The 25,682-nt window shown below is 69.4% G+C and carries 23 protein-coding genes; 15 read left to right on the top strand and 8 right to left on the bottom strand.

The genetic code is table 11. The features are described from left to right. Positions 1-32: 32 nt before the first annotated feature. Together IU476_RS16375 and IU476_RS16370 are read left to right on the top strand one after the other, a co-directional pair. Positions 33-2,225 carry a S9 family peptidase gene (locus IU476_RS16375; protein WP_195101085.1) on the top strand — a complete coding sequence of 731 codons (2,193 nt, stop codon included), beginning with the start codon at positions 33-35 and terminating at the stop codon, positions 2,223-2,225. 107 nt (positions 2,226-2,332) lie between these two features. Then, a complete protein-coding gene (locus IU476_RS16370) occupies positions 2,333-3,034 on the top strand; it encodes a DUF2334 domain-containing protein (protein WP_195101083.1) in 702 nt (233 codons plus the stop codon). A gap of 13 nt (positions 3,035-3,047) precedes the next feature. On the opposite strand, the gene IU476_RS16365 is transcribed toward IU476_RS16370, so the two are convergent. Next, positions 3,048-3,866, bottom strand: coding sequence for a LysE/ArgO family amino acid transporter (locus IU476_RS16365; protein WP_195101081.1), 819 nt, complete (start codon positions 3,864-3,866; stop codon positions 3,048-3,050). A 74-nt stretch (positions 3,867-3,940) separates the two neighbouring features. Between IU476_RS16365 and IU476_RS16360 the strand changes: the two genes are divergently transcribed. Beyond that, on the top strand, positions 3,941-4,837 hold the full coding sequence (locus tag IU476_RS16360) for a LysR family transcriptional regulator ArgP (protein WP_195101080.1): 897 nt from the start codon (positions 3,941-3,943) through the stop codon (positions 4,835-4,837). A gap of 52 nt (positions 4,838-4,889) precedes the next feature. Here IU476_RS16360 and gad read toward each other — a convergent pair whose 3' ends face one another. Next, positions 4,890-6,305, bottom strand: a complete 1,416-nt coding sequence (gene gad, locus IU476_RS16355; RefSeq protein ID WP_195101079.1) for a glutamate decarboxylase — start codon at positions 6,303-6,305, stop codon at positions 4,890-4,892. A gap of 386 nt (positions 6,306-6,691) precedes the next feature. Here gad and gadC point away from each other — a divergent pair, with 386 nt between their 5' ends. The 3 genes from gadC to IU476_RS16340 all read left to right on the top strand — a co-directional run bounded on the left by gadC (position 6,692) and on the right by IU476_RS16340 (position 10,044). Beyond that, complete coding sequence (gene gadC / locus IU476_RS16350) at positions 6,692-8,131, top strand: glutamate/gamma-aminobutyrate antiporter GadC (RefSeq protein WP_195101078.1); 1,440 nt, start codon at positions 6,692-6,694, stop codon at positions 8,129-8,131. A gap of 80 nt (positions 8,132-8,211) precedes the next feature. Next, on the top strand, positions 8,212-8,667 hold the full coding sequence (locus IU476_RS16345; RefSeq protein ID WP_195101077.1) for a hypothetical protein: 456 nt from the start codon (positions 8,212-8,214) through the stop codon (positions 8,665-8,667). Positions 8,668-8,673: 6 nt separating this feature from the next. Then, positions 8,674-10,044: a dipeptidase gene (locus tag IU476_RS16340; RefSeq protein WP_195101076.1), complete on the top strand. Its 1,371-nt coding sequence runs from the start codon at positions 8,674-8,676 to the stop codon at positions 10,042-10,044. A 1-nt stretch (position 10,045) separates the two neighbouring features. On the opposite strand, the gene IU476_RS16335 is transcribed toward IU476_RS16340, so the two are convergent. Then, positions 10,046-10,690, bottom strand: a complete 645-nt coding sequence (locus IU476_RS16335) for an MBL fold metallo-hydrolase (RefSeq protein WP_195101075.1) — start codon at positions 10,688-10,690, stop codon at positions 10,046-10,048. 97 nt (positions 10,691-10,787) lie between these two features. Here IU476_RS16335 and purS point away from each other — a divergent pair, with 97 nt between their 5' ends. Further along, the gene (gene purS / locus IU476_RS16330; RefSeq protein ID WP_195101074.1) at positions 10,788-11,024 is read left to right on the top strand and encodes a phosphoribosylformylglycinamidine synthase subunit PurS; all 237 of its coding nucleotides are present in this window, start codon (positions 10,788-10,790) and stop codon (positions 11,022-11,024) included. Beyond that, positions 11,021-11,698, top strand: coding sequence for a phosphoribosylformylglycinamidine synthase subunit PurQ (gene purQ / locus IU476_RS16325; protein WP_195101073.1), 678 nt, complete (start codon positions 11,021-11,023; stop codon positions 11,696-11,698). The genes purS and purQ overlap by 4 nt, the downstream gene beginning before the upstream one ends. A gap of 4 nt (positions 11,699-11,702) precedes the next feature. Here purQ and IU476_RS16320 read toward each other — a convergent pair whose 3' ends face one another. Together IU476_RS16320 and IU476_RS16315 are read right to left on the bottom strand one after the other, a co-directional pair. Then, complete coding sequence (locus tag IU476_RS16320; RefSeq protein ID WP_195101070.1) at positions 11,703-12,761, bottom strand: ABC transporter substrate-binding protein; 1,059 nt, start codon at positions 12,759-12,761, stop codon at positions 11,703-11,705. 146 nt (positions 12,762-12,907) lie between these two features. Next, positions 12,908-13,966, bottom strand: a complete 1,059-nt coding sequence (locus IU476_RS16315; RefSeq protein ID WP_195101068.1) for a substrate-binding domain-containing protein — start codon at positions 13,964-13,966, stop codon at positions 12,908-12,910. Here IU476_RS16315 and IU476_RS16310 point away from each other — a divergent pair. After that, entirely contained in the window at positions 13,917-14,450 is a 534-nt protein-coding gene (locus IU476_RS16310; RefSeq protein WP_324194091.1) for a MarR family winged helix-turn-helix transcriptional regulator, read from the top strand. The genes IU476_RS16315 and IU476_RS16310 overlap by 50 nt on opposite strands. A gap of 310 nt (positions 14,451-14,760) precedes the next feature. Then, on the top strand, positions 14,761-16,050 hold the full coding sequence (locus tag IU476_RS16305) for a M18 family aminopeptidase (RefSeq protein ID WP_195101066.1): 1,290 nt from the start codon (positions 14,761-14,763) through the stop codon (positions 16,048-16,050). Here IU476_RS16305 and IU476_RS16300 read toward each other — a convergent pair. Beyond that, on the bottom strand, positions 16,034-17,326 hold the full coding sequence (locus IU476_RS16300) for a glycosyltransferase 87 family protein (RefSeq protein ID WP_324194090.1): 1,293 nt from the start codon (positions 17,324-17,326) through the stop codon (positions 16,034-16,036). The genes IU476_RS16305 and IU476_RS16300 overlap by 17 nt on opposite strands. 160 nt (positions 17,327-17,486) lie before the next feature. Here IU476_RS16300 and purL point away from each other — a divergent pair, with 160 nt between their 5' ends. Continuing rightward, positions 17,487-19,781 (top strand): phosphoribosylformylglycinamidine synthase subunit PurL, encoded by a 2,295-nt coding sequence (gene purL / locus IU476_RS16295; RefSeq protein ID WP_195101064.1) that lies wholly within the window; start codon positions 17,487-17,489, stop codon positions 19,779-19,781. A gap of 6 nt (positions 19,782-19,787) precedes the next feature. Here purL and IU476_RS16290 read toward each other — a convergent pair whose 3' ends face one another. Then, on the bottom strand, positions 19,788-20,078 hold the full coding sequence (locus IU476_RS16290; protein ID WP_195101062.1) for a YiaA/YiaB family inner membrane protein: 291 nt from the start codon (positions 20,076-20,078) through the stop codon (positions 19,788-19,790). Between the two features lie 139 nt (positions 20,079-20,217). Here IU476_RS16290 and IU476_RS16285 point away from each other — a divergent pair, with 139 nt between their 5' ends. The 4 genes from IU476_RS16285 to IU476_RS16270 all read left to right on the top strand — a co-directional run bounded on the left by IU476_RS16285 (position 20,218) and on the right by IU476_RS16270 (position 23,990). After that, the gene (locus tag IU476_RS16285; protein ID WP_324194089.1) at positions 20,218-21,975 is read left to right on the top strand and encodes an alpha/beta hydrolase; all 1,758 of its coding nucleotides are present in this window, start codon (positions 20,218-20,220) and stop codon (positions 21,973-21,975) included. Next, the gene (locus IU476_RS16280; protein ID WP_195101058.1) at positions 21,972-22,622 is read left to right on the top strand and encodes a CPBP family glutamic-type intramembrane protease; all 651 of its coding nucleotides are present in this window, start codon (positions 21,972-21,974) and stop codon (positions 22,620-22,622) included. Before IU476_RS16285 ends, IU476_RS16280 begins: the two co-directional genes overlap by 4 nt. A 108-nt stretch (positions 22,623-22,730) precedes the next feature. Beyond that, positions 22,731-23,567: a hypothetical protein gene (locus tag IU476_RS16275; protein ID WP_195101056.1), complete on the top strand. Its 837-nt coding sequence runs from the start codon at positions 22,731-22,733 to the stop codon at positions 23,565-23,567. Between the two features lie 39 nt (positions 23,568-23,606). Continuing rightward, positions 23,607-23,990, top strand: a complete 384-nt coding sequence (locus IU476_RS16270; RefSeq protein WP_195101949.1) for a sterol carrier family protein — start codon at positions 23,607-23,609, stop codon at positions 23,988-23,990. A gap of 357 nt (positions 23,991-24,347) precedes the next feature. Here the strand turns inward: IU476_RS16270 and IU476_RS16265 are convergent, their stop codons facing one another. Next, on the bottom strand, positions 24,348-25,673 hold the full coding sequence (locus tag IU476_RS16265) for a YhgE/Pip domain-containing protein (protein WP_324194088.1): 1,326 nt from the start codon (positions 25,671-25,673) through the stop codon (positions 24,348-24,350). Positions 25,674-25,682: the final 9 nt, after the last annotated feature.

The following is a 25,682-nucleotide window of genomic DNA, read 5'->3' as shown; positions in this document are numbered from 1 at the left end:
ACCGTCGTGCGCCGCGCACTACGGTGGAGCGCATGGCTCTCGACAGTGGTACCGGAACGAACCCCGCCGGCGACGCAGCGGCCGCGGGCACACCGTCGCGGCCCGACGGGCTGACGCCGCCGATAGCCAAGCGGGTGCCCACCGAGCGGGTGCATCACGGCGACACCTTCGTCGACGACTACGAATGGCTGCGCGACAAGGAGAACCCCGAGGTCATCGCCTACCTCGAGGCCGAGAACGCCTACACCGACGCGCACACCGCCCGGCTGGGGCCGCTGCGGGACAAGATCTTCGACGAGATCAAGGCGCGCACGCAGGAGACCGACCTGTCCGTCCCGGCCCGGATGGGCGAGTACTGGTACTACTCGCGCAGCTTCGAGGGCAAGCAGTACGGGGTGCACTGCCGCTGCCCGATCAGCGACCCGGACGACTGGACGCCGCCGCGACTCGAGGTCGACACCGAGATCGCCGGGGAGCAGGTGCTGCTGGACAGCAACGCGCTCGCCGAGGGCCACGACTTCTTCGCGCTGGGCGCGTTCTCGGTCAGCCACGACGGCGCGCTGCTGGCCTACTCGATGGACACCGTCGGCGACGAACGCTACGTGCTGCGCTTCAAGGACCTGCGCACCGGCGAGCTGCTCGCCGACGAGATCCCGGGCGCCGCCCCCGGCGCCACCTGGTCGCTGGACGGCACGCACGTCTTCTATCAGACCGTCGACGAGTCGTGGCGGCCCGACACCGTGTGGCGGCACCGCCTGGGGACGCCGAAGGACCAGGACGCCAAGGTCTTTCACGAGCCGGACGAGCGCTACTGGGTGAGCATCGGCGCCACCCGCTCGGAGAAGTATCTGATGATCTGGGTCGGTTCGAAGATCACCAGCGAGGGCTGGGTGCTCGAATCCGACGATCCCGAAGGCGAATTCCGGGTCCTGCTGCCCCGGCGCGAGGGCGTCGAATACTCGGCCGAGCACGCGGTGATCGGCGGGCAGGACCGTTTCCTGGTGTTGCACAACGACGTCGTGGACGGCGTGAAGGCGGAGAACTTCGTGCTCGCCGAGGCCCCCGTGGACGACCCGGCGGCGCTGACGATCCTCATCCCGCACCGCGACGACGTGCGGCTCGAGGACATCGACTGCTTCGCCGACCACCTGGTGCTGTCCTACCGCCGCGAGGCGCTGTCGCGAGTCGCGGTGTGGCCGTTGACCTCCGAGGGCTACGGGGAGCTGCGCGAGCTGGACTTCGGCCTGGAGCTGTTCGCCGCGGGCGTCGGCTCCAACCCGGAATGGGACCAGCCGACGCTGCGGCTCGGCGTGACCTCGTTCATCACCCCGATGCAGGTCTTCGACTACACGCCCGCCACCGGCAACCTCGCGCTGCGCAAGGAGCAGGCCGTACTCGGCGGCTACGACCCGAACGACTATGAGCAGCACCGGGATTGGGCGGTGGCCGCGGACGGCACCCGGATCCCGATCTCGCTGGTGCGTCGCAAGGACCTCGGCGACGGCCCGAAACCCTTGCTGCTCTACGGGTACGGCTCCTACGAGGCCAGCATCGACCCGGCGTTCTCGGTGTCGCGGCTGTCGCTGCTGGATCGCGGCATGGTGTTCGCGGTGGCGCACGTGCGCGGCGGCGGGGAGATGGGCCGGCTCTGGTACGAGCACGGCAAGACGCTCACCAAGCGCAACACCTTCACCGACTTCGTCTCCTGCGCAAGGCATCTCGTCGACACCGAGGTCACCGCGCCGGATCGGATGGTCGCCGACGGCGGCAGCGCGGGTGGGCTGCTGGTGGGCGCGGTCGCCAACCTGGCGCCGGAACTGTTCACCGGCATCCTCGCCAACGTGCCGTTCGTGGACCCGCTCACCTCGATCCTGGATCCCTCGCTGCCGTTGACCGTCATCGAATGGGACGAGTGGGGAAACCCGTTGGCGGACAAGGAAGTCTACGAGTACATGAAGTCCTACTCGCCCTACGAGAACGTCGAGGCCAAGGACTACCCGGCGATCCTGGCCATCACGAGTCTCAACGACACCCGGGTGCTCTACGTGGAGCCGGCCAAGTGGGTGGCGAAACTGCGTGCCACCAAGACCGGCGACGCGCCGCTGCTGCTCAAGACCGAGATGTCCGCGGGCCACGGCGGTGTCAGCGGGCGCTACGAGAAGTGGAAGGAAGTGGCGTTCGAATACGCCTGGGTGCTGGACACGGTCGGCCTGGCCGACGCCTGATTCGGTAGCGCGAATTCGTCGGCGCGTCACCCGCGCAGCACGGTGCCGACACCTGGCCCACGCACAGTGGGTGTGGTTGGCAGCACCGAAAGGGGGTACGCGCCACTATGCGTGCACAATTGCTGGTCTCGGTGTCGGGCATCCGCGACACCACCAGGGCCTCGGCCATGGCGTTCGCCGAGGAGATGGACCGCCGCGGCGTCCCGCTGTCGTTGCTGGTCGCGCCGCGGTTGAAGGGCAAGTATCGGCTCGCCGACGATCCGCGCACACAGGATTGGCTGCGGTCGCGCCGGGCGGCGGGCGACGCCATCGTGCTGCACGGTTACGACCAGGCGGCCACCAAGCGGCGGCGGGCGGAATTCGCCGCCTTGCCCGAACACGAAGCGCGCCTGCGGCTCATGGCCGCGGACCGGGTGCTCGAAGGGGCCGGTCTGCGGACCCGGCTGTTCGCCGCGCCGCGCTGGAATTCGTCCGAGGGCGCGCTGGCGGCGCTGCCCGACGTGGGTTTCCGGCTGGCGCTGGCGCTCTCGGCGGTGCACGACCTGGAACGTGGTGTGGCGCAGCGGGCCTGGGTGCACGGCATCGGCGAGGGTTTCCGCGCGGAGCCGTGGTGGTGCCACGCGCTGGTGATGAGCGCCGCGCGCACCGCCCGGCGCGGCGGCGTGCTGCGGCTGGCCGTCTCGGCCGCGCAGCTGGATCGGTCCGGGCCGCGGCAGGCGATGCTCGACGCCATCGATCTCGCGCTGTTCCACGAGGCGGTGCCGGACGTCTACCGCTGGGAGCCGGCAGTTTCGGCGCGCGCCGCCTGAGCCTCGGGCTCGGTCAGCGCAGGACCAGGCTCACTCCCAGCGTGACCATGATCAGCGCGATGGCGGCGTCCAGCACGCGCCAGGCCGCGGGGCGGGCGAACACCGGCGCGAGCAGGCGGCTGCCGTAACCGAGAGCCGTGAACCACAGCACGCTGGCGAGCATCGCGCCCGCCGTGAAGGCCCAGCGGTCCGGGCCGTAGGTATTGGCGAACGAGCCCATCAGGACCACGGTGTCCAGGTAGACGTGCGGGTTGAGCCAGGTCAGGGCGAGGCAGGTGAGGACCGTGGGGATCAATGCCGGAAGTGCTTGGGGCATCTGTGGTTTCGATGCTGCGGCCGAGGGGGTGAGTACGGTCGTAAAGCGCGCGGTGCCGAGTGAGGTCGCTGCGCCGACCGGCCCGGCGGCGATGGGGGACATGTTGCCCGAGTCGGGCCCGCCTTCCTGATGCGGCCGGTCGTTCGGCGCAATCGAGCCCGCCGGGTGGGTCGTGCCCATCGGGTTACTGGAGTCTTTCGTGGCGGATTCGTCCGCGGCCGTGAGCACGGTGGGGGAAAGCACCCGGCGCACGGCGAGCGCCGCGTAGCCGAGCAGGAACGCCGCGCCGGTGTAGCGCACCACCTCCATCAGTACCGGCGCGGAGGCCAGGAAGGCGCCGAGGCCGCCCACGCCCGCCGCGATCAGCACCACGTCGGACAGGGTGCACACCGCGATCACCGCGAGGATGTGCGTCCCGTGGATGCCGCGGCGCAGCACGAACGCGTTCTGCGCGCCGATCGCCACGATCAGCGACAGCCCGAAGCCCAGACCTGGTAGCACGGCGGAAACGTTCACGTCCGTCGACGTTAGGAATCTTTACGGTAATCAGACAAGCTAAAGATTCTCAACCATCATTAGGATCGCTTCATATGGACCTGCAACTCGACCAGCTGCGCGCGCTGGACGCGGCGGTCGCCGAGGGCACGCTGGAGGCCGCCGCCCGCCGGCTCCGGGTCACCCCTTCGGCGGTGAGTCAGCGCATCAAGGCGCTGGAGGGCACGGTCGGCCGGATCCTGCTGCAGCGCACGAAACCGGTGCGCCCCACCGATTCCGGCCTCGCGGTGCTGCGCCTGGCCCGCCAGATCGAGTTGCTCACGGGCGATACCGCACGCGAATTGGGCGCTGCGGCAGAAACATCCGACAGTTCCACCGCTCCGGTGCGCCTACCGCTCGCCATCAACGCCGACTCCCTCGAGACCTGGGTGATGCCCGCCCTGGGCCGCGCACCGGCAGGCGTGTGCTTCGAAATCCACCGGGAGGACGAGGAACACACCACCCGGCTGCTCCGCGACGGCACCGTCATGGCGGCGATCACGGCCACCGCCCAACCCGTGCAGGGCTGCCGCGCCGAACGCCTCGGCGCCATGCGCTACCGCCCCATGGCCACCCCCGACTTCGCCCGCACCTGGTTCCCCGACGGCCCCACCGCCCGCGCCCTCGCCACCGCCCCGGTAATCCTCTTCGACCGCAAGGACGACCTCCAGGACCGCCTCATCCGCCGCCGCGTCCGCCGCCCCCTCGACCCACCCCGCCACTACATCCCCTCCTCCACCGGCTACGCCGAGGCCGTCCGCCTAGGCCTCGGCTGGGGCATGATCCCCGAAACCCAACCCACCCCCGAAACCCACCCCACCCCTCTAATCCCCCTAGCCCCCGACCTCCACATCGACGTCCCCCTCTACTGGCAACAATGGCGCCTCCACTCCCCAACCCTCACCACCATCGCCACCCTCATAGCCACCGCAGCCGCCACCTCCCTCCGATAAATGCGGCGCCGAAACGTCGGCTGCGTATCGCGCCCGCGTTCGGCCCCACCAACTAGCGATCCAAACCCGTTGTGTGGCGCAAGGTTTCGGTGCTTATCTTGGGGGTGGCGCTGTGGGTGAAGCCGCCTGCTTCCTCTTGGGTGAGGGAGGTGGTGGGTGGGTGTTTGTCCAGTTGGGTGAGGGCTCGGTGGAGGTCGGTGAGGAGGAGGTCGGCCATGTCGTGGCTGAAGCCGTGGCGGATCAGGACGCGCATGACGGTTTCGTGGTCGCGGTCGGCGGGGAGGGGGTAGGCGGCTACCAGCCAGCCGCGGGTGCGGAGGCGGTCGGAGAGGTCGTAGAGGTTGAAGGATTGGCCGTCGCGGGCGGTCCAGGAGACCGCCGCGATGCCGCGCATCGGGTCGCCGTCGTGGACGAGTTGGAACGGACCGAGTTTCTCGATGCCGGCCGCGAGGTGTTGCGCGACCGAGTACGCCGCCGACTGGACGCGCGTGTAGCCGACCCGGCCGAGGCGGATGAATTCGTAGTAGGAGGTCACCACCTGGCCGCCGGGGCGAGAGAAGTTCAGGTTGAAGGTGGCCATGTTGCCGCCCAGGTAGTCGACGTCGAAGATCAGCTCCTGCGGCAGGTCCTCGGCCGCGCGCCAGATCGCCCAGCCCGCGCCGAGCGGGGCCAGCCCGGTCTTGTGACCCGAGGCGTTGATCGACTTCACCCGCAGTAAGCGGAAGTCCCACACCAGTTCCGGCGCGGTGAACGGGGCGAGGAACCCGCCGCTGGCGGCGTCCACGTGGATCGGAATGTCCAGCCCGGTGCGCGCCTGCAGGTCGTCGAGCGCCTGGCTGATACCCGCGACGTCCTCGAACAGGCCGGTGAAGGTCTGCCCGAAGGTCGGCACCACCAGCATGGTGTTCTCGTCGCAGTGGGCCGCGATGTCGTCGGGGTGCATGGTCAGCCGCTCGCCGCGCAGCGGCACCTGCCGGATCTCGACGTCGAAATACCGAGCGAACTTCTCCCAGCACACCTGCACCGGACCGCAGACGAAGTTCGGAATCCCCTTCCCGCCCCGCTTGCGCCAGCGGAACTTGGCCGCCAGCCCGGCCAGCATGGCGGCCTCGCTGGACCCGGTGGTGGAGGTGCCCGGCGTGGTGGCCGGGTCGGGCGCGTGCCACAGGTCGGCGAGCATGCGCACGCAGCGCCGCTCCAGCTCCGCGGTCTGCGGGTACTCGTCCTTGTCCACGATGTTCTTGTCGATCGACTCGTCCATCAGGCGGCGGGCCCGGTCATCGATCCAGGTGGTGCAGAAGGTCGCCAGATTCATCCGGGCGACGCCGTCGAGCAGCAGTTCGTCGTGGACGATCTGGTAGGCGGCGTCCGCGAACATCTCCGCGTCCGGGAACGTGGTCTTGGGCGCGCCGGCCTCCAGCGGGGGCAGCGCGAACAGATCGTCGGGGCTGAGGGAGTCATCGGGCATGCTCGTCTCCTGGCGTGCGCTCGTGCAGACCAGTTGCCGCGCGACTGAGCGATCCGCGCTTCACCACGAAACTGGTTGCGATGCTTGTCGATTCGCCGGCCGTACTCAAGTTGCTGAAAGTTCACTATCCGCTCGTGCAATTCCAGGATGGCACAGGCTCGGCGGCGCTCGCCACCGCCACACGCATCGGTTCGACAGGGCCTTCGGTCACATTCCCGGCAAACGACGCCGCGATATCTACTGATTGCGGATTGTTAACGAATGATTCGCGAGCGCCCGGAATCGCTGTCCGGAACCGCACCCGAAGTGGCACAGTGAGGTGGAACGGTGCCGTTTCGACCGTTTGCTCGAACATCCCTGGATAGCGGGCAGCACAAGGAGCGGTGATGACGACAGCGGTGCCGGCCGACCGGGCGACGAAGACCGCCGTGGTGACCAAGTACATCTCCTGGGTCACCCTGGCCCTGATGACCACCAGTTCCGTAGCCAGCCTGCGGTCCGCGCCGACGATGGCGGTCTACGGGCTGGCCTGCGTGTTCCTGTACCTGATCCCGGCACTGCTGTTCCTGCTGCCGACCGCGTTCGTCGCCGCGGAGCTGGCCTCGGGCTGGAGCGGCGGGGTCTACAAATGGGTGGGCGAGGGCCTGTCGCAGCCGCTGGGATTCCTCGCCGTGTGGTGCCAGTTCGCCATGACGATCTTCTACTACCCGAGCCTGCTGGCATACGTGGCGAGCACCTTCGCCTACATCATTCACCCCGCGCTGGCATCCAACGGGCTGTACGTGGCGATCGTGATCGTCGTGATCTACTGGGCCGGTGTGTACGTGTCCTCCCAGGGCACGAAAACCGTTGCGGGACTGTCGAGTATGGGGCTGATCATCGGCACGCTGATTCCCGGCGTGTTGCTGATCGTGCTGGGCGTCGTCTTCCTCGCGCAAGGCAACGCGTCGGCGGCCCCGATGGACGCCGGGCATCTGCTGCCCGCGTGGACCGGCCTGGCCAGCCTGGTGCTGATCGTGAACAACTTCCTCAGCTACGCCGGCATGGAGATGAACGCCGTGCACGTCTCCTCGCTACGGGACCCGGGGCGGGAGTACCCGAAGGCGATGGTGCTGGCCGTCGGCCTGGTGCTGGCCATCTTCATCGTCCCGGCCGTGGTGATCAGCTGGGTGGTGCCCTCGGGCAACCTGAGTCTCACCGCCGGCGTGATGCAGGCCTTCGACGGCTTCTTCAACCACTTCCGAATCGGTTTCCTCACACCGGTTCTCGGCGTACTGCTGGTGGCGGCCGCACTGGGCGGCATGCTCACCTGGCTGGCCGGGCCGTCCAAGGGACTGCTGCTGATCGGCCGCACCGAGGGCTATCTGCCGCCGCTGCTGACTCGGGTGAACAAGCACGGCGTACAGCAGAACATGCTTGTCGCCCAAGGTGTTCTGACCACGATCCTGGCGCTGCTGTACGCCTTCATTCCCAATGTGTCGAGCGCGTACTGGATCCTCTCGGTGATCACCACGCAGGTCTACCTGATCATGTACGTGCTGATGTTCCTCGCCGCGATTCGCTTGCGGCGCAAGCAACCCGACCATCCGCGCGGCTATCGGGCACCCGCGCTGATCGGGCTGTGCGGGCTCGGCACGGTGTCCTCGGTGGCGGCGTTCCTCATCGGTTTCGTGCCGCCCTCGCAGTACGGCAGCGGCAGCGCGCTGGGTTACGTGCTGCTGATCGGGGCGGGCATGGGCGTCGTGGGATTACTGATCCCCTACCTGTTCTTCCGATTCCGCAAGCCGGAGTGGAAGACCGAGGTCCCGCAGGAGGCGCTGGCATGACAGGCGGTGCGAGCCGCGATACCCCGGGAGGCGCTGGCATGACAGGTGGTGCGAGCCGTGGCCCTGCGGGAAGCCTCGGCATGACAGGTGGTGCGAGTCGCCTGGAGACGGCCGCGCAGACCCGCCGCCGCCGGATCGTCAACGCGGTGATCGCGGCGGCGCTGATCCTGCTCGTGATCGTGGGACTGCTGACCTTCCAGCAGCGGCAACGCGATTCGGAGTCGACCGGCCGCGCCGACGCCCTGCACGCCCGGCTGATCGAGGCCGGATTGCCCACCCCGGGCGCGGCCGCGATCCGCGACGCGCTCGGCCGCGACGGCGGGCTGATCTGCCAGGACCCGTCCTCGCCGCTGATCGAGGCGCGGTATCGCAGCGCTGTGGCCAACGGCGCGGGCGGACCCGGGAGCCGGCCGGTCATCGCCGACCGCGACGTGGTGACGGCGACCGCACTCGCGATCGAGACCTATTGCCCCGACCACCTTCCCGCCTATCTTCGGCAGGTGAACGACTGGAAGCTCGGCGACACGACGAAATGAGCTGATATGACCGACGATGCCCGCACCGCCGCCCTGCGCGCTCAGGTGCGGTCGCTGATGCCGCAGGCGAGAATTGATCTGGCCGAACTGGTTTCGTACCAATCGGTGGCCGACCCCCGGCAGTTCCCGCCCGAGGAGTGCCACCGCGCCGCGCAGTGGGTGGCCGACGCCTTCGCCGAGGTCGGGCTCACCGACGTCGGCCTGCACGAGACGCCCGACGGCAGCAAGGCCGTCGTCGCCCGCCACCTCGCTCCGGCGGGCGCACCGACGGTCATGCTCTACTGCCACTACGACGTGCAGCCACCGCTCGGCGACGACGCCTGGCACACCCCGGTCTGGCAGCTCACCGAGCGGAACGGCCGCTGGTACGGGCGCGGCGCGGCGGACTGCAAGGGCAATATCGTCACCCACCTGACGGCCCTGCGGGCGCTGCGGGAAACGCTGGGCGGCAGCGACTATCCGGTCGGGATCACGCTGGTGGCGGAGGGTTCGGAGGAGCAGGGGACCGGCGGGCTCGAGGCGTTCGTCCCGGGCAACGCCGACCTGCTGCGCGCCGACGCCCTGGTGATCGCCGACTGCGGCAACTTCGCCGTGGGCGTGCCGACCTTCACCCAGACCCTGCGCGGCAACGTGAACGTGCTCGTCACGGTCGAAACCCTCTCCGGCCCCATGCATTCCGGCATGTTCGGCGGTCCCGCTCCCGATGCGTTGGCCGCCTTGATCCACGTGCTGGCCACGCTGCGCGACGAGCGGGGCAACACCACGATCGCCGGGCTGCCGGGCGATCAGCGCTGGGACGGCGCGCAATACCCGCCCGAGCAGTTCCGCGCCGACGCGGGTGTACTCGACGGCGTCGACCTGCTCGGTGACGGCACGGTGTCCGACATGCTCTGGGCGCGACCGGCGCTGACGGTGCTGGGCATCGACGTGCCGCCGGTGGTCGGCTCGTCGGCGGCCGTGCAGCCGCGGTCGCGGGCCCGGCTCAACCTGCGCATCCCGCCCGGCCTCGATCCGGACACGGCGCTGAAAGCCCTTACCGCACACCTGGAATCGAATACGCCGTGGCACGCGAAGGTCACCGTGGAGACCGAGGGCGTCGGATCGCCGTTCCGTTCCGGCACCAGCGGTCCCGCGCGCCGGGCGATGGAGGCCGCGTTCCAGGCGGCGTACGGCCGCGCGGCCACCACCCAGGGGCAGGGCGGCTCGATCCCGCTGTGCAACGTCTTCGCCGAGACCTACCCGGACGCGGAGATCATGCTGATCGGCGTGGAGGAACCCGGATGCCTCATCCACGCGCCCAACGAGAGCGTCGACCCCACCGAGATCGAGCACCTGGCGCTGACCGAGGCGCTGTTCCTGGCCTCCTACGGCGGATAGCTCAGAGCTCCGCGTGGTCCTCCGCCTGGATCACCGTGAATTCGGTGTCGGCGGGCCGCATTTCGGACAGTCGCCCGAAGTAGATGCCCTGCGCCTCGGGCGCGATGATCCCGTAGTGGATGGGGAAGGCGGTGCGCGGCCCGACGGCGCGCAGGTAGTCGACGGCCTCGCTGATCTTCATCCACGGCGCGACCGCCGGGGTGGCCAGCACGCCGACGCGCACCGGCGGCACCCACAGCGAATCGCCCGGATGCACGAACTGCGCGGGATCGGCGGCGGTGCCCAGCTGGAAGACGGTGTTGTCGATGACCGGCAGCTCGGGATGGATCACCGCGTGCCGGCCGCCGCCACCGGTGATCTGCAACTCGCCCAGGGCCAGCTGCTGCCCGGCGTGCACCGCCTGCCAGGGCTCGCCGCGCTGCCGCGCGGTCTGTGGGTCGCTGAGCAGCCGGGCGCCCGGGTTCTGCTCGATCAGCGCCTCGATCCGGTTCGGGTCGATGTGGTCGGGATGCTGGTGGGTGATCGCGATCGCGTCGAGCCCGGTGATGCCCTCGAAGCCGTGCGAGAAGGTGCCCGGATCGAACAGGACCTTCGCGCCGTTCAACTCGACCAGGACGCAGGAATGACCGAAGTGGGCTATGCGCATGTGTTCACCGTAACTCTGCCGCGCCCCGGCGAGCCGGGTGCGCGCCGCCCCGATTAGGCTGTTCAAGTAATCCCCCCAGCAGCGTGAGGAGCAACGCGTGGCACGAGTCGTGGTCGAGGTGATGCCGAAGGCCGAGATCCTGGATCCGCAGGGTCAGGCCATCGTCGGTGCGCTCGGGCGCCTGGGCTTCCCGGGTGTGTCGGAGGTCCGGCAGGGCAAGCGATTCGAACTCGACGTGGACGACAGCGTGGACGACGCGGAGCTGGCGAAGATCGCCGAGGCCCTGCTCGCCAACACGGTGATCGAGGACTGGAAGGTGGTGCGGCTGCCGTGAGTGCGCGGATCGGTGTGATCACGTTCCCGGGCACCCTCGACGACGTCGACGCCGCCCGCGCGGTCCGGCTGGCCGGCGCCGAGGCGGTGAGCCTGTGGCACGCCGACGCCGACCTCAAGGGTGTCGACGCCGTCGTCGTGCCGGGCGGCTTCTCCTACGGCGACTACCTGCGCGCCGGCGCCATCGCCCGCTTCGCGCCCGTGATGGGCGAGGTGGTCGAGGCGGCCGGCAAGGGTCTGCCGGTGCTCGGCATCTGCAACGGCTTCCAGGTGCTGTGCGAGGCCGGACTGCTGCCCGGCGCGCTGACCCGCAACGAGGGCCTGCACTTCGTGTGCCGCGACGAATGGCTGCGGGTCGAGCAGACCAGCACCGCCTGGACCTCCCGCTACGAGCCCGGCGCGCAGATCCTCATCCCGGTGAAGAACGCCGAGGGCCGCTACCAGGCCTCGCCGCAGGTGCTCGACGAGCTGGAGGGCGAGGGCCGCGTGGTGTTCCGCTACGCCGGCGAGAACCCGAACGGCTCGCAGCGCGCCATCGCGGGCATCTCCTCCGCCGACGGCCGCGTCGTCGGGCTGATGCCGCATCCGGAGCACGCCACCGAGCCGCTGACCGGCCCGAGCGACGACGGCCTCGGCATCTTCCTGTCGGTGCTCGACTCGCTGGTCTCGGCGTAGTCGTTCAAACCCGCAGCAGCACTTCGAACTCCGCGCCGTTGGCCCGGAAGATCCGGACCGGTTGCTGTAGCTGGTCGCCGCGCAGCGTGAACTCCCCGGCGTCGTGCTCGAACACCATGCCGGTGTCGACCCTGGTGTGTATGCGCTGCACGTCGCTGGAGCCGACGGTGTTCACCATCGCGCCCAGCGTGTGCAGCGACTGGTAGATGCAGGTGGCGAAGCGGCTGAAGGACGGCGCGAAACTGCCGTGCAGGCGCCGGTAGCGCTCGATGCGTTCCTGATCCGGCCGCAGCCGCGGGTCGGGTATGACGCTGGACGGGACATAGAAATTGGCGTTGGCCCGCGGCCCGACCGCCGCCAGCAGGTTCTCGTCGGCGGTCGGTCCCGTGCGGAGCTGCCGTTCCGCCCGGCCGACCGCCGCGAAGGCGCGGTTGAAGCGAGCCGCGTCAGCGCCGACGAGCAGCACGATCACCCCGTCGGCACGGTCCAGTCGCGGATCGTTCAGCGCCGCATCGTAATTCGCGCAGCCCTCCGGGAAGGTGAACTCGGCCACGACCGTATGCGGCAGTCCGAGCGCGCGGCGCAGCGCCGGGACCATCCGCCGCGACCAGATGTAGTCGCTGGCCACGACGGCCCAGCGATGCGCCCCGAACTCCCGGTACAGCCAGTCCAGCGCGTGCACCGTCTGCGCGCCCGGATTTTCGCCGATCATGAATACGCCGCGGCGGGAACCGAATTGGCCGTCGTCGCCGATGCCGAACAGCGCGGGCACCCGCCCGTCGACGGCGTGCACGACCCCGGCGCGGACATCGGGCATCGGAATTCCGGTGACCGCGCCGACCATGCCGGTGGCGAGGAACGCCGACACCTCGCGGGCGATCGCGCAGGGCGTACCGCCGCCGTCGACCGTCGTGACCCGCACCTCGCGGCCGAGAATGCCGCCCGCACTGTTGATCTCGGTCTCGGCCAGCGCGGCGGCCGCCTCGCAGGACGGACCGATGATCCCGCCCGAGCCGCGCAGCGGGACGACGTTGAGGATCTCGAAGGTGTCGCGATCGTCCACCGGCGTTCCCCTATCGGCACTCCGTCACCTGCGCTGGTGGTGGCTGAAACCGCGCCAGGGCCCTGGCGTCACCGCGAGTTTACGCAGCCTTCGCCTGCCGCTCGGCCAGGGACTACGCGGTGTTGGGAAGGTTCGGGACGAAAGGCTCAGCCGATCCGGCCGAGGATGCGGAAGTCCACTCCGTCGGCCCGGGCGATCCGCGCCGAGTGCACGGCCTGATTACCGCGGAATCGGCATTCGCCCGAGGGTGTGGCGAGCACCGCGCCGCCGCCCAGGGCGGCGTGGATGCGCGGCACCTCGAAGCCGCCGACGGTCCGGGCCACCGCGCGCAGCGTGTGCATCGCCTCGTAGCCGGTATTGCCGAAATAGGTGAGCTGCGGCGCGAATTCGCCGTGCATGCTCCGGTAGCGGCGCATCCGGTCGGAGTCGGGGAAGAACGAGGAGGACACGAACAGGTTCTCGTTGGCCTCGGGGCCCGCGGCGAGCAGCACCGTCTCGTCCACGGCCGGGCTGACCCGGACCTGCCGCCCGGCCCGGCCGGTGTGGGCGAACTGCCGGTTGAACCGCGCCGCGTCGGAGCCCACCAGCAGCATGATGATGCCGTCGGCCAGATCCAGGCGCGGGTCGGCGAGAAATTCGGTGAAGTCCTCGGTGCCCAGCGGCACGAACCGCTCCAGCGCGATCGCCGCCGGGTCGGCCAGCGCGGTGTGCACCGCCGCCGCGGTCGCCCGCGGCCAGATGTAGTCGTTGCCGATGAGCGCCCAGCGCCGCGCGCCGTACTCGCGGCGCAGCCACGCCATCGCGGCCAGCACGTGGCCCTGCGGGTCCTCGCCGATCATGAGCACACCGGGCATCTCGTCCGGCAGGCCCTCGTGGATGGTCGCGAACAGGTACGGGACCCGCCCGCCCGCGGCCCGGGCCACCGCCCGGCGGACGGCCGAAATGTGCCACCCGGTGATCGCGTGCACCATCCCGGTCGCCAGCAGTGCCGAGACCTCGCGCGCCACCTCGCGCGGGGCGCGCCCGCCGTCGATCGTGGTGACCCGCACTTCCCGCCCCAGAATTCCTGTGCCGCTGTTGATTTCATCGACGGCCAGCGCGACGGCCGCATCGCAGGACGGTCCGATAATTCCACCGGACCCCTGTAGCGGAACGATGTTGAGTACCTCGATCACATCGTCCGGACTCTCGCGCAACGTGAACATTCGGTACCCTTCTTCTCGTCAGAGCGAAAATGATGGGCGGGAAAATATGTCGACCATTGTAAGCGGATTTGCGACGCTCCACGGAGCGCTGCGAGCCGCTGAACGCAGTTGGTTACGTCACCTCGATGCGGCATTGTGTGCCAGGCAACTTTCGGCCGATCAATGGGCCATGCTGTCGAAATTGTCCGATCAGGTCGGCGTCACGATGAGCGAGCTGGCCGCCCGCTCGCAGCTGCCGCCCTCGTCGGCCACCCGGCACGCCGATGCGCTCGCCGAACGCGGCCTGATCTTCCGCATCGCCGCCGAGGACGACCGCCGGCGCATCCTCATCGGGCTGACCAAGCGCGGTACGGAACTGGTCGAGTCCGTGCGAGCGGAGGAGGCGCGGTCGGAGGAGGAATTGCGCAAGCGGATCGGCGCGCGCAGCCATGCCGAACTGCTGCGGTTGCTCGAATTGGTGGCCGACGTCCCGGTCGCCGACTGAGACCCTGCCGGGTTACCGGTGCCGTGGGGGCGTGGTAATCCGCATTATGGTTTCCGTCCGGAACCAACCGTTTCGTCTTCCGGGCGTCGGATCCGGGCCGGAAACGATTACGTCGAATCCGGTCCGGATTTCGTTGCCGGGGTCAATCATCCTATGTTTTCGTGTGCCGGAAAAGCGTTCGCAGTAAACAGTTCTCATTGTTGCGCGCAATTTTCTTGCGGTGGTCGAACATGTGTTGAGAGTTTCGGTCGGCCCGGGCGACGAGGTAGGGCGGCGGGCGGCGGCGGCCGCGCTGTCTAGGATCGCCGGTATGCCGGTCTCGACCACCGCGACGGCGTCCGGGCTGTGTGCCTTCGTCGACGCGTCGCCCTCGCCGTTCCATGTCGTCCGCACCGTCGCCGCCGAACTGTCGGCGCAGGGTTTCACCGAACTGTCCGAGTCGCAGCCGTGGCGCGGCGGTGGCGACGGGCGCCACTTCGTGGTGCGCGGCGGTTCGCTGGTGGCCTGGGCCGGTGCGGCCGCCGACGCCGCCGCGCACCCGTTCCGCGTGGTCGGCGCGCACACCGACAGCCCGAACCTGCGGGTCAAGCAGTATCCCGACCTGGCGTCGGCGGGGTGGCAGCTGGTCGGGCTGGAACCCTACGGCGGGGCCTGGTTGAACTCCTGGCTGGACCGCGAACTGGGCATCTCCGGACGGCTCACCGTGCGCGCGGGCAACGCCGTGACCGAGCGGCTGGTCCGGCTCGACGAACCGCTGCTGCGGGTGCCGCAGTTGGCCATTCACCTGTCCGAGGATCGGCGTGGGGTGAGCCTGGATCCGCAGCGGCACCTCAACGCCGTGTGGGGCGTGGGCGGCGAGCCGCGCTCGTTCCTGGGCTACGTGGCCGAGCGGTCCGGCATCGACCCGGGCGCGGTGCTCGGCTGGGAGCTGATGACCCACGACCTGTCGCCGAGCCGATCGACCGGCCGCGATCTGGACCTGGTCAGCGCCCCGCGCCTGGACAACCAGGCCACCTGCTACGCGGGCCTGCACGCCTTCCTCGCCGCCGCCGAGCACCCGGGCGCGGCGACCCCGGTGCTGGCGATGTTCGATCACGAGGAGGTCGGCAGCCAGTCCGATCGCGGCGCGCAGTCCGATCTGCTGCCGGCGGTGCTGGAGCGGATCGTGCTCGCTCGCGGCGGCGGGCGCTCGGAGTATCTGGCGGCCCTGGCCGGATCGGTCTGCGCCTCGGGGGATATGGCGCACGCGACGCACCCCAACTATCCGGAGCGGCACGAGCCCGCGCACCGCATCGAGGTCAACGGTGGCCCCGTGCTGAAGGTGAACCAGAATCTGCGCTACGCGACCGACGCGGTGGGCGCGGGAGCGTTCGCGCTGGCGTGCGCGCAGGCGGGAGTTCCGTTGCAGCGCTACGTGCATCGCGCCGATCTGCCGTGCGGATCCACCATCGGCCCGATGACCGCGGCCCGCACCGGCATGCCGACCGTCGACGTCGGGGCGCCCCAGCTGGCCATGCATTCGGCGCGCGAACTGATGGGCGCGGCGGACGTGCGGTCCTACTCGGCGGCGCTGGCGGCGTTCCTCACCCCCGAGCCGTGACCGGCCGGGCGGGCCGGTAGGCCAGCGCGCCGATCGCCAGGATCGCGAAGGTCACCAGTACGTAGCTGCTGCCGATGAGCTGCTGCCACAGCGCCCAGCGGGCCTCCTGGTCGTTCTGGTGCGGCAGCAGCCAGTGCGGCCCGACGAAGAACATCACCGTGATCGCCCCGAGCGCGGCGGCGAGCAGGCGGGCGCGGCGGCGTTGCTGTGCCGGTTGGTCTTTCGGCGCCCGGCCGGTGTGCGCGGCCACGACGGTCAGCAGCGCCGGGGCCACCCACACCCAGTGGTGCGACCACGAGATCGGCGAGATCAGCAGCACCGCGGCGGCATTGACCAGCAGCGCGGAGATCTCGGCCCCGGCGTCGAGCAGCCGCTTCATCCACAGCGCTGCCAGCCCGACGGCGATGAGCGACAACACGATCCAGATCAGCGTCGCGGTGCCGTCGGCGACGCCGAGGCGGAAGGCGAAGCCCTTCAGCGACTGGTTGCCGGCGTAGGAGGCGGGCCCGATGCGGTCGGTGTCCCACAGCGTCTCGAACCAGTACTCCGCCGAATCGTCCGGGAACAGCAGGAATCCGACGGCGACCGCGCCGATCGCGGACAGCACCAACGTGATCGAGGTTCGCCAGTCCCGGCGGATCAGGAAGTAGAGCAGATACGCGGCCGGAATCAGCTTGACCGACACCGCGATTCCGATCAGCATGCCGCGCGGCCAGAACGGCCGGCGCACCAGCACGTCCAGCGCGATCGCGGCCATCAGGACCAAGTTGATCTGGCCGAAATTGAAGGTCTGGCGGACGGGTTCGGTGAGACCGAGCACCGCGACCGCGCCGATCACCGCCGCGATTCTGGTCGGGCGGTCCCAGGCCGGGCGTAATCGATCGATGACCAGCCACAGCGTGACGCCCAGGCACAGCAGCGAGACCGCCAGCACCAGCCACTCCGCCGCGCCCAGCGGCACCAGCGCCAGCGGCGTGAACAGCAGGGCGGCCAGCGGGGGATAGGTGAACGGCAGGCCGATCCCGCCGGACTTCGGCATCGGGCCGTAGAGGTCGCCGCCGTCGAGCCAGACCCGGGCGCCGTTGCGGTACACCTGAAGATCGATGTAGCCATGCCATAGCTTGAAGGCGAAGGAGAGGATCGCCGACAACGCGAACAGGGCAATCGCGATCAACAGCAGGCGTAGCTGACGTGTTGTCAGACCAGCGGTGAGGGGCCCCTCGGAGGTAGCCACCGGCACTTCGTCCGGATCCGCGACCCTGGATCGATCAGTCACTTGATCAGGGTATCCCGGCACCGGTCGGTCGCCTGGTCGGGTGCGGTTTGCCACCCACTAGACTGGGCTCGTCTCCCCGCCCGCTCGAGCCTCACGTCGCACCCGGCGCCGCCGCCGGTTGCCCGCCGTATGCCCGGCCGAAAGGACCCTGGTACCCACCGTGACTGTCCCCGTCGACACCGTCAGCGCCGCCGCAGCCACCCCGGATACCCCCCAGCCCTACAAGGAGCTGGGTCTGAAGGACGACGAATACGCGCGCATCCGCGAGATTCTCGGCCGCCGCCCCACCGACGCCGAGCTGGCGATGTACTCGGTGATGTGGAGTGAGCACTGCTCCTACAAGTCGTCCAAGGTGCACCTGCGCTACTTCGGCCAGACCACCACCGACGAGATGCGCCGCGCCATGCTCGCGGGCATCGGCGAGAACGCCGGCGTGGTCGACATCGGCGACGGCTGGGCGGTCACCTTCAAGGTGGAGAGCCACAACCACCCCTCCTACGTGGAGCCGTACCAGGGCGCGGCGACCGGTGTCGGCGGCATCGTGCGCGACATCATGGCGATGGGCGCGCGGCCGATCGCGGTCATGGACCAGCTGCGTTTCGGCGCGGCCGACCACCCCGACACCCGGCGCGTGGTCGACGGCGTGGTGCGCGGCGTGGGCGGTTACGGCAATTCGCTGGGCCTGCCGAATGTCGGCGGCGAGACCGTCTTCGACCCGTCCTACCAGGGCAATCCGCTGGTGAACGCGCTGTGCGCGGGCGTGATGCGGGTGGAGGACCTGCACCTGGCGTTCGCGTCGGGGCAGGGCAACAAGATCATTCTGTTCGGCGCGCGCACCGGGCTGGACGGCATCGGCGGCGTGTCCGTGCTGGCCTCGGACACCTTCTCCGGCGACGAGTCCGGCACCGGCCGCAAGAAGCTGCCGAGCGTGCAGGTGGGCGACCCGTTCGCGGAGAAGGTGCTCATCGAGTGCTGTCTGGAGCTGTACCACGCCGGGCTGGTGGTCGGCATCCAGGATCTGGGCGGTGCCGGATTGTCCTGTGCCACTTCCGAACTGGCCGCCGCAGGCGACGGGGGCATGCGCGTCGAGCTGGACCGCGTCCCGTTGCGCGCCGCCAATATGACTCCGGCCGAGATCCTTTCGAGCGAGTCGCAGGAGCGCATGTGCGCGGTGGTGACCCCGGAGAACGTCGACGCCTTCCTGGCCGTCTGCAAGAAATGGGATGTGCTGGCCACCGTGATCGGCGAGGTCACCGACGGCGAGCGGCTGGTGGTGACCTGGCACGGCGAGACCGTGGTGGACGTCCCGCCGCGCACCGTGGCGCACGAGGGCCCGGTGTACGAGCGCCCGGTCCGCCGTCCCGAGGAGCAGGACGCGCTGATCGCCGACACCCCGGATGCGCTGGCGCGCCCGAAGACCGATGACGAGCTGCGCGCCACCGCGCTGAAAATGCTTGCCAGCCCGCAGTTGTGCAGCCGCCGCTGGATCGTCGAGCAGTACGACCGCTACGTGCGCGGCAACACCGTGCTGGCCGAGCACGCCGACGCCGGTGTGATCCGCATCGACGAGGCGTCGGGCCGCGGGATCGCGCTGGCCACCGACGCCTCCGGCCGCTACACCAAGCTGGACCCCTACACCGGCGCGCAGCTGGCACTGGCCGAGGCGTACCGCAACGTCGCCGCCACCGGCGCCACCCCGAAGGCCGTCACCAACTGCCTGAACTTCGGCTCGCCGGAGGACCCGGGCGTGATGTGGCAGTTCCAGCAGGCGGTGCGCGGGCTCGCGGACGGCTGTGTGGCACTGGGCATTCCGGTCACCGGCGGCAATGTCAGCTTCTACAACCAGACGGGGCAGACCGCGATCCTGCCGACGCCGGTGGTCGGCGTGCTGGGCGTCATCGACGACGTGCACCGCCGCATCCCGACCGGGCTGGGCACCGAACCCGGCGAGACCCTGATCCTGCTGGGCGAGACCCGCGACGAGTTCGGCGGATCCATCTGGGCGCAGGTCGAACACGACCATCTCGGCGGCGTGCCGCCGCGCGTCGACCTGGCCCGCGAGCAGCTGCTGGCCGAGGTGCTCACCGCCGGCTCCCGCGACGGAATGGTCAGCGCCGCACACGATCTGAGCGAGGGCGGCCTGTGGCAGTCGGTCGTGGAGGCCGCGCTGGCCGGCGAAACCGGTTGCCGCATCCTGCTTCCCGAGGACGCCGACCCGTTCGTGACGCTGTTCTCCGAATCCGCGGGCCGCGTGCTGGTGGCGGTGCCGCGCACCGAGGAGACCCGCTTCACCAAGATGTGCACCGCCCGCGGCCTGCCGTGGACCCGCATCGGCGTGGTCGACCAGGGCTCGGACTCCGTCGAGGTGCAGGGCAGGTTCTCGATCACCCTCGCCGAACTCCGCGAGACCTTCGAGGGCACCCTGCCGCGGCTGTTCGGGGCGCACGTGCGCTGATCGGGCTCAGCCCAGCACCTTGAACGGGTCGTGTTCGGCCATCAGCTTTTCCATCCGCGCCTCATCGATGCGGTGGGTGACCTTGGCGGTCTCGACCTGGTCGCGGACCACCTTGGCCAGGGTGAAGGTGCTGCTCACCAGGAACAGCACGGCCATCAGGAGGAAGCCGCGCTGCCAGATGTCCAGCGGGAGATAGAAGATACCCGCGTCGGCCGCCAGGAAGCTGACGCCGAACGCGATCGCGGCCTGCGCGAGAAAAGCGGGAGTGCTCTTCTGCTGTGCGTTGGGGTTGCTCATGGCTCCAGCGTGCCGGGCGCGGCGGCCCGGAAACCGCGTAGAACTACCCGGATTCGGGTGGGTAATTCCCGGGCCGGCCGTTACCGTGCTCACGCCGCGAGATCCCCGATTTCCGATCACGTGCCGCCATACTTGTCGGGTGCTCGATACCGCCGAGACTCTCACGACGCTGCGTTCGCGCGGCGCCGTGGTCGTTCGGCGGGCGGGGCGGCTGCTGCGCCGCCTCGAGGACGACGTCATCGACCTGAACTATGTCGGCCTGGTGGTGGCGACCCTGTTCTTCGCGTGGTCGGTCACGCCCTCGCTGCTGCCGCGCGACTGGCTGTTCCAGGGTCTCATCAGCGGTCTCAACGCCGCGGCCGGGTACGGCGCCGGATGCGTGCTGGAGTGGTTGTTCCGCAAGTGGATTCGGCCCCGGATCCCGCTCGGCACGCCGCCGCTGCGGGTGCGGTACGCGGTGAAGCTGGTCGTGCTGGCGGGGTGCGTGCTGATCGCGATCTGGATGCTGGTGCTCTCGGCGGATTGGCAGCGGCAGATCTCGGCGCTGATGGACATGGCGGGCACCACGCGCGCGGCGTATCTGCGCACCGGCGCGCTGAGTCTCACCGTCGGCGTGATCGTGGTGGCGGCGTATCGGACGCTGCGCGAGATCGTGCGGTTCTTCGCGCGGCTGCTGAGCCGCTGGGTGCGGGTGCCGCCGAAGTTCGCGCCGACCGTCGGGGTGGTGGTGCTGGTCGTGCTGGCGGTGACGCTGTTCAACGGTGTCGCCACGCGGGCCTTCTTCGCGGTCGCGAACTCGGCGTTCAGCGTGCGCAACGACAAGATGTCGGACTACGCCGTGCAGCCGCGGCGGTCCGAGCGGTCCGGTAGCCCGGACTCGCTGGCGAAATGGGAGACGCTCGGGTCGGAGGGGCGGTGGTTCGTCTCGCACGGCCCCGACGCGTTCCGGATCGGCGCGGTAACCAATGCGCCCGCGCGCGAACCGATTCGGGTCTACGCGGGCCTGGATTCGGCGCAGGGTGACCAGACGCAGGAACAGCTGGCGGTCGCCGAACTCGAGCGCACGCACGCCTTCGACCGCAAGGTGCTGGTGGTGGTCACCACGACGGGCACCGGGTGGGTGAACTCGCAGACGGCCGGGGCGATCGAGTACCTGTACCACGGCGACACCGCGATCGTGGCCTCGCAGTACTCGTATCTGCCCAGCGTGCTGTCGTTCCTGGCGGACCGCGAGAAGGTGGCGGTGGCCGGGCGGAAGATGTTCGCCGCCATTCACGAAGCCTGGTCGAAGCGGCCGCCGGAGTCGCGGCCGAAGTTGCTGGTGTACGGGGAGAGTCTGGGTTCGCAGGGCTCGGAGTCGGCGTTCGAGGGGCTGGCGGATCTGCGCGGCGAGGTGGACGGCGCGCTGTGGGTGGGGCCGCCGAACTCGAATCGGCTGTGGCGCCAGTTCATCGACCGCCGCGATCCCGGCACCCGCGAGGTGGAGCCGATCTACGCCGACGGGCTGGTGGTCCGATTCGCCTCCGCCGCACCGGATCTGGGCAGGCCGTCGCCGGATTGGCGGCGGCCGCGCATCGCCTACCTGCAACACGCGTCCGACCCGATCGTGTGGTGGTCGCCGGATCTGATCTTCTCGCAACCGGATTGGCTGTCCGAGCCGCGCGGGTCGGACGTGTCGTCGCAGATGCGGTGGTGGCCGTTCGTGACGTTCTGGCAGGTGGCCGTCGACCTGACCAACGCGCAGGGCGTCAGCGACGGCCACGGCCACAACTACGGCAGCCTGGTACTCGACGGCTGGGTCTCGGTGCTGCCGCCGCCCGACTGGACGCCGGAGGAACACGAGCGCATCCGCACCCAGCTGGAACTGGCGGAGACCTTCGAACGTGCGGTGAAATGAGTACCGCCCGTGCCGCATTCGCCGCCGCGCTCCCGCTGCTGTGGAGCAATGTGCTGCTGCCCCGCACCGGATTCGGCATCCGGGGTCGCACCGCCGCCAACGCCGCCTTCGCCACCACCTACGCCCTCACCTTCCACGGCCGCCCGAATTGGCTCTCCGCGCGTGGGTTCCGCTGGGGCGCAGCGGCCGCCGCCACCGTCATCGCGGGATACGCTGCGGCACTGGCCATCCCGCCCGTCCGCGCCCGTATCGCCGGTCTCACCGCCCGCGCCCCGGAAGTCCCACTCGCCGAATGGGTCACCGTGCACATCCCCCTCGGCACCGTCTACAGCGAAGAACTGATCTTCCGAGCCACCCTCGACCCCCTCCTCGAATCCCACCTCGGAACGCCCGGAAGATATTTGTCCCCAACCATTTTCGCCTTGTGGCACATCCACCCCGCCCGCGCCGCGGGCGACCACCTCCCCACCACCCTCACCACCACCGCAGCCGCAGGCACCCTTTTCTCCTGGCTCCGCCGCCACACCACCAGCACCACCGCCCCCGCCCTCCTACACCTGTCCCTCAACACAGGCGGCGCCCTCACCCCACCCTTGGCCACCCACCTGAACCACCAACCACAGACCAGCCCCCACCCTGCGTTCTGAACATCGCCACCCTGACGCACCCACGGCTTCCCGGCAACACGCCGAAACCCGCTGTCCGCCAACAGCAATCCCCGCAGGACTGTCGGTACCTCCCGCTAATCTCCCGCCATGCCCAGTGCCCTGCACGAAGTCCTGGCCGACCTGTTCCGGCAACGTCCCCGCCTCGCCGCCGAACTACTACAACTCGTGCTCGACACGCCCCTCCCCGAGTTCACCGACGCCCGCCTGGAATGCGGCGACTTCCCCGACATCGACCCCACCGAATACCGAGCCGACGCCGTCGTCGCCCTGACCAGCAACGGCGCTCCGGCCTTGGGCGTCATCGTCGAGGCGCAACTGCGACCCGACTCCGGCAAGCCCTGGAGCTGGCCCGTCTATCTCGTCACGCTGCGCGCCCGTCTCCGTTGTCCTGTGGTCCTGTTGATTCTGTGCCCGAACGACCGGACGGCGACGTGGTGTCGCACGCCGATCACACTCGCGCCCGGTTGTGTGCTCACACCGGTGGTGATCGGCCCCACGGACGTCCCGATCATCACCGATCCGGTTGCGGCGGAAGCCAACCCGGAAATGACGGTGCTGTCCGCGATCGCGCACCGCAACCATCGCGATCGGGACGCGATCCTGGCCGTAGTCGCCCACTCGATGGTCGACTTGCCCAACGGCGAAATGTACATTGACCTGGTAATGGCCGTACTCCCCGCAGCGGCCCGAGACGTGTTGGAGACCCTCATGAGCGCCGGCACCTACGAATACAAGAGCGAGTTCGCCCGCCGCTACTACAGCCGCGGGGAGGCTCATAGCCTGTTGAAGATTCTGCGGCATCGTTTCACCGTTTCCGAGGCTGTCGCCGATCGAGTCGTGAACTGCACCGATATCGACCAACTCGAAGCGTGGACTGATCGGGCGCTCGAGGTGGAGACGTTGGCGGAGGTCTTCGAGGAGTAGGGGTGGGTGTCGGTGGGGGCCGCTAGGCTCGGCGGGGTGGTGCGACGCGGTGTGGTGGGGCCTGCTGAGGTGCGGGCGGCTGTGGGGGTTGTGGGGGAGTGGTTGCGGGATGAGGGGGTGGGGGTTCCGGGGCGGAAGGAGTTGGGGGCGGCGGTGAAGGCCAGCGCTCGGGCGTTGGCTGCCAATGCGCCGGGGCATTCGGTGGAGGTGCGGGTGCCGCCGTTCGTGGCGGTGCAGTGCATCGAGGGGCCGCGGCATACGCGGGGGACGCCGCCGAATGTGGTGGAGACCGATGCTCGTACCTGGTTGTTGCTGGTGACGGGGTTGCTCAGTTTCGAGGAAGCGGTGGCTTCGGGGGCGCTGACCGCGTCGGGCTTGCGGGCGGGGGAAGTCGCTCGCTGGCTGCCGTTGGTGCCGCTGTGAACGTCGCGTCGCGCGGTCGCTGAGTGTCGCCGGTCCCGTTCACAGCCGGTCCCAGCAGACGTCCAGCGAACTGCCCGGTGCGTCCCAGTTGCGCGGGGAATTCGCCAATAACGTTGTCTGCGTACGGCAATCCGGTCGTACCGCAACAACACCCGCGTAGGCGGGAGGACGGAGTCCCGATGTTCCACCTGTTCCAGCCGATGGTCGACTGGTTCCAGCCGTTCTGGCACCAAGTGCCGCAGTTCTTCAACGGCCAGGGCTCCCGGCACCGGTGACCCCGGCGGCCGTCCCGGGCAGGGTCCACGGGCCTGCCGCCTGTTTCCCGCGGCCGTCCCGGACCGTTCCGGGACGGCCGGGTCAGGCCGGGCGCGGGGTGAGGGGTTTGCGCTCCAGGCCCTTGCGGTCGTAGAAGCGGGTGATCGTGAGGCCCAGCAGGACGCCGATCGCGAGGCCCAGCACCGCCATCCAGATGCCGCGCGTCAGCCCGGCGGCGCCGCTGCCGTTGAAGTACAGCAGGGACCGGGTGCCCAGGAAGACCTGGTGCATCGGCTCGAAATTGGCCAGCCAGCCGAAGTACTTCGGGGTCGCCTCGATCGGCACCGTGCCCCCGGACGACGGCAACCCCAGAATGATGAACACGATCAGATTGACGATCAGCCCCGACGTCCCGATCGCGGCGAGCACCGAGGTGCACGTGAAGCCCACGGCGATCATCACCAGCACGCCGTAGAGGAACAGCGCCAGCGGTTTGTCGATGGGCATCCCCAGCAGTTTCCCGATGCCGAGCAGCGCCGCGGAGACCACCACCGCCATCGTCGCCACGGCCGCCCACTTGAGCAGCAGCGTCTGCACCCGCGAGATCGAGGCCCGCGGATAGTGGACGTACCACGGACCCCACTCGGTGGGCAGGAATCCCAGTGCCGCATCGATCAATTGGTGGATGATCATCGCCCCGACCATGCCGACGAGCAGGAGCAGCAGGCTGTAGAAGAAGGCGGTCAACCCCTCGCCCGAACCGCCCGGCAGCGGCCGGAACTGCTCGATCACGATATTCAGCGGCGCCGCCAGCGTGATCCGCGTGGCTCCCGACAACTCGGGTGCGGGCGCACCGCCGGGCGGCGGCTTCAGCTGGGCCTGCACCTGTTCGGTCAGCTGCTTGCCGACCTGCGCCTGCACCTGCGTCAGCGCCTCCTCGCCGAACCGCTGCAGGATGGCCGTCGCGAACGCGCCGGTGCGCGGATTGGTCTGCAACGTGATGATCGGCCGCTCGATGTCGCCGGGCACGATGCTGCCGACCCCGAGAATGCCCAGCCGCTTGGAGAAGTCGCTGGGAATGTAGATGGTCCCGTACACCTGCGCCGACTGCATCGCCAGCTGCGCCTCGCCGGGCCCGAGCACCCGCAGATCGATCTTGTCCGACGGCACCGCCTGCCGCAGCCCGTCGGCGACCTGATCGCCGAAGTTCACCGGCTTGTCCTGACCGGGCAGCGTGTCACCGACATCCTGGTTGACGAGCGCGACCGGGAACTCGTGCAGATTCTTCTCCGGGTCGACGACGTAGTCGAGATACATCACACCCAGCAGCGACGCCAGCAGGGTCATCACGATCACCGGGAAAACCCACTTCACCGGGGTCAGATGCCGTGCCGGGGGACTCGATTCCACAGTGTCGGTACTCGCCACGGTCGAACG

Source organism: Nocardia blacklockiae (assembly GCF_015477355.1).
GTDB classification, from domain to species: Bacteria; Actinomycetota; Actinomycetes; order Mycobacteriales; family Mycobacteriaceae; genus Nocardia; species Nocardia blacklockiae.
The sequence above is the reverse complement of the archived record's forward strand: the minus strand, read 5'-3'. Positions and strand labels throughout refer to the sequence as shown.

Bases quoted from the DNA above. Each gene is read 5' to 3' on its own strand.
- IU476_RS16345 (WP_195101077.1), top strand. From the start codon at position 8,212: ATGACAGGTGGTGCGAGTCGCCTGGAGACGGCCGCGCAGACCCGCCGC.
- gad (WP_195101079.1), bottom strand. From the start codon at position 6,305: ATGCCCGATGACTCCCTCAGCCCCGACGATCTGTTCGCGCTGCCCCCG.
- IU476_RS16290 (WP_195101062.1), bottom strand. From the start codon at position 20,078: ATGAGCAACCCCAACGCACAGCAGAAGAGCACTCCCGCTTTTCTCGCG.
- IU476_RS16340 (WP_195101076.1), top strand. From the start codon at position 8,674: ATGACCGACGATGCCCGCACCGCCGCCCTGCGCGCTCAGGTGCGGTCG.
- IU476_RS16310 (WP_324194091.1), top strand. From the start codon at position 13,917: ATGTTGAGTACCTCGATCACATCGTCCGGACTCTCGCGCAACGTGAAC.
- IU476_RS16370 (WP_195101083.1), top strand. From the start codon at position 2,333: ATGCGTGCACAATTGCTGGTCTCGGTGTCGGGCATCCGCGACACCACC.
- IU476_RS16315 (WP_195101068.1), bottom strand. From the start codon at position 13,966: ATGTTCACGTTGCGCGAGAGTCCGGACGATGTGATCGAGGTACTCAAC.
- IU476_RS16280 (WP_195101058.1), top strand. From the start codon at position 21,972: ATGAGTACCGCCCGTGCCGCATTCGCCGCCGCGCTCCCGCTGCTGTGG.
- IU476_RS16305 (WP_195101066.1), top strand. From the start codon at position 14,761: ATGCCGGTCTCGACCACCGCGACGGCGTCCGGGCTGTGTGCCTTCGTC.
- IU476_RS16375 (WP_195101085.1), top strand. From the start codon at position 33: ATGGCTCTCGACAGTGGTACCGGAACGAACCCCGCCGGCGACGCAGCG.
- IU476_RS16335 (WP_195101075.1), bottom strand. From the start codon at position 10,690: ATGCGCATAGCCCACTTCGGTCATTCCTGCGTCCTGGTCGAGTTGAAC.
- gadC (WP_195101078.1), top strand. From the start codon at position 6,692: ATGACGACAGCGGTGCCGGCCGACCGGGCGACGAAGACCGCCGTGGTG.
- IU476_RS16360 (WP_195101080.1), top strand. From the start codon at position 3,941: ATGGACCTGCAACTCGACCAGCTGCGCGCGCTGGACGCGGCGGTCGCC.
- IU476_RS16275 (WP_195101056.1), top strand. From the start codon at position 22,731: ATGCCCAGTGCCCTGCACGAAGTCCTGGCCGACCTGTTCCGGCAACGT.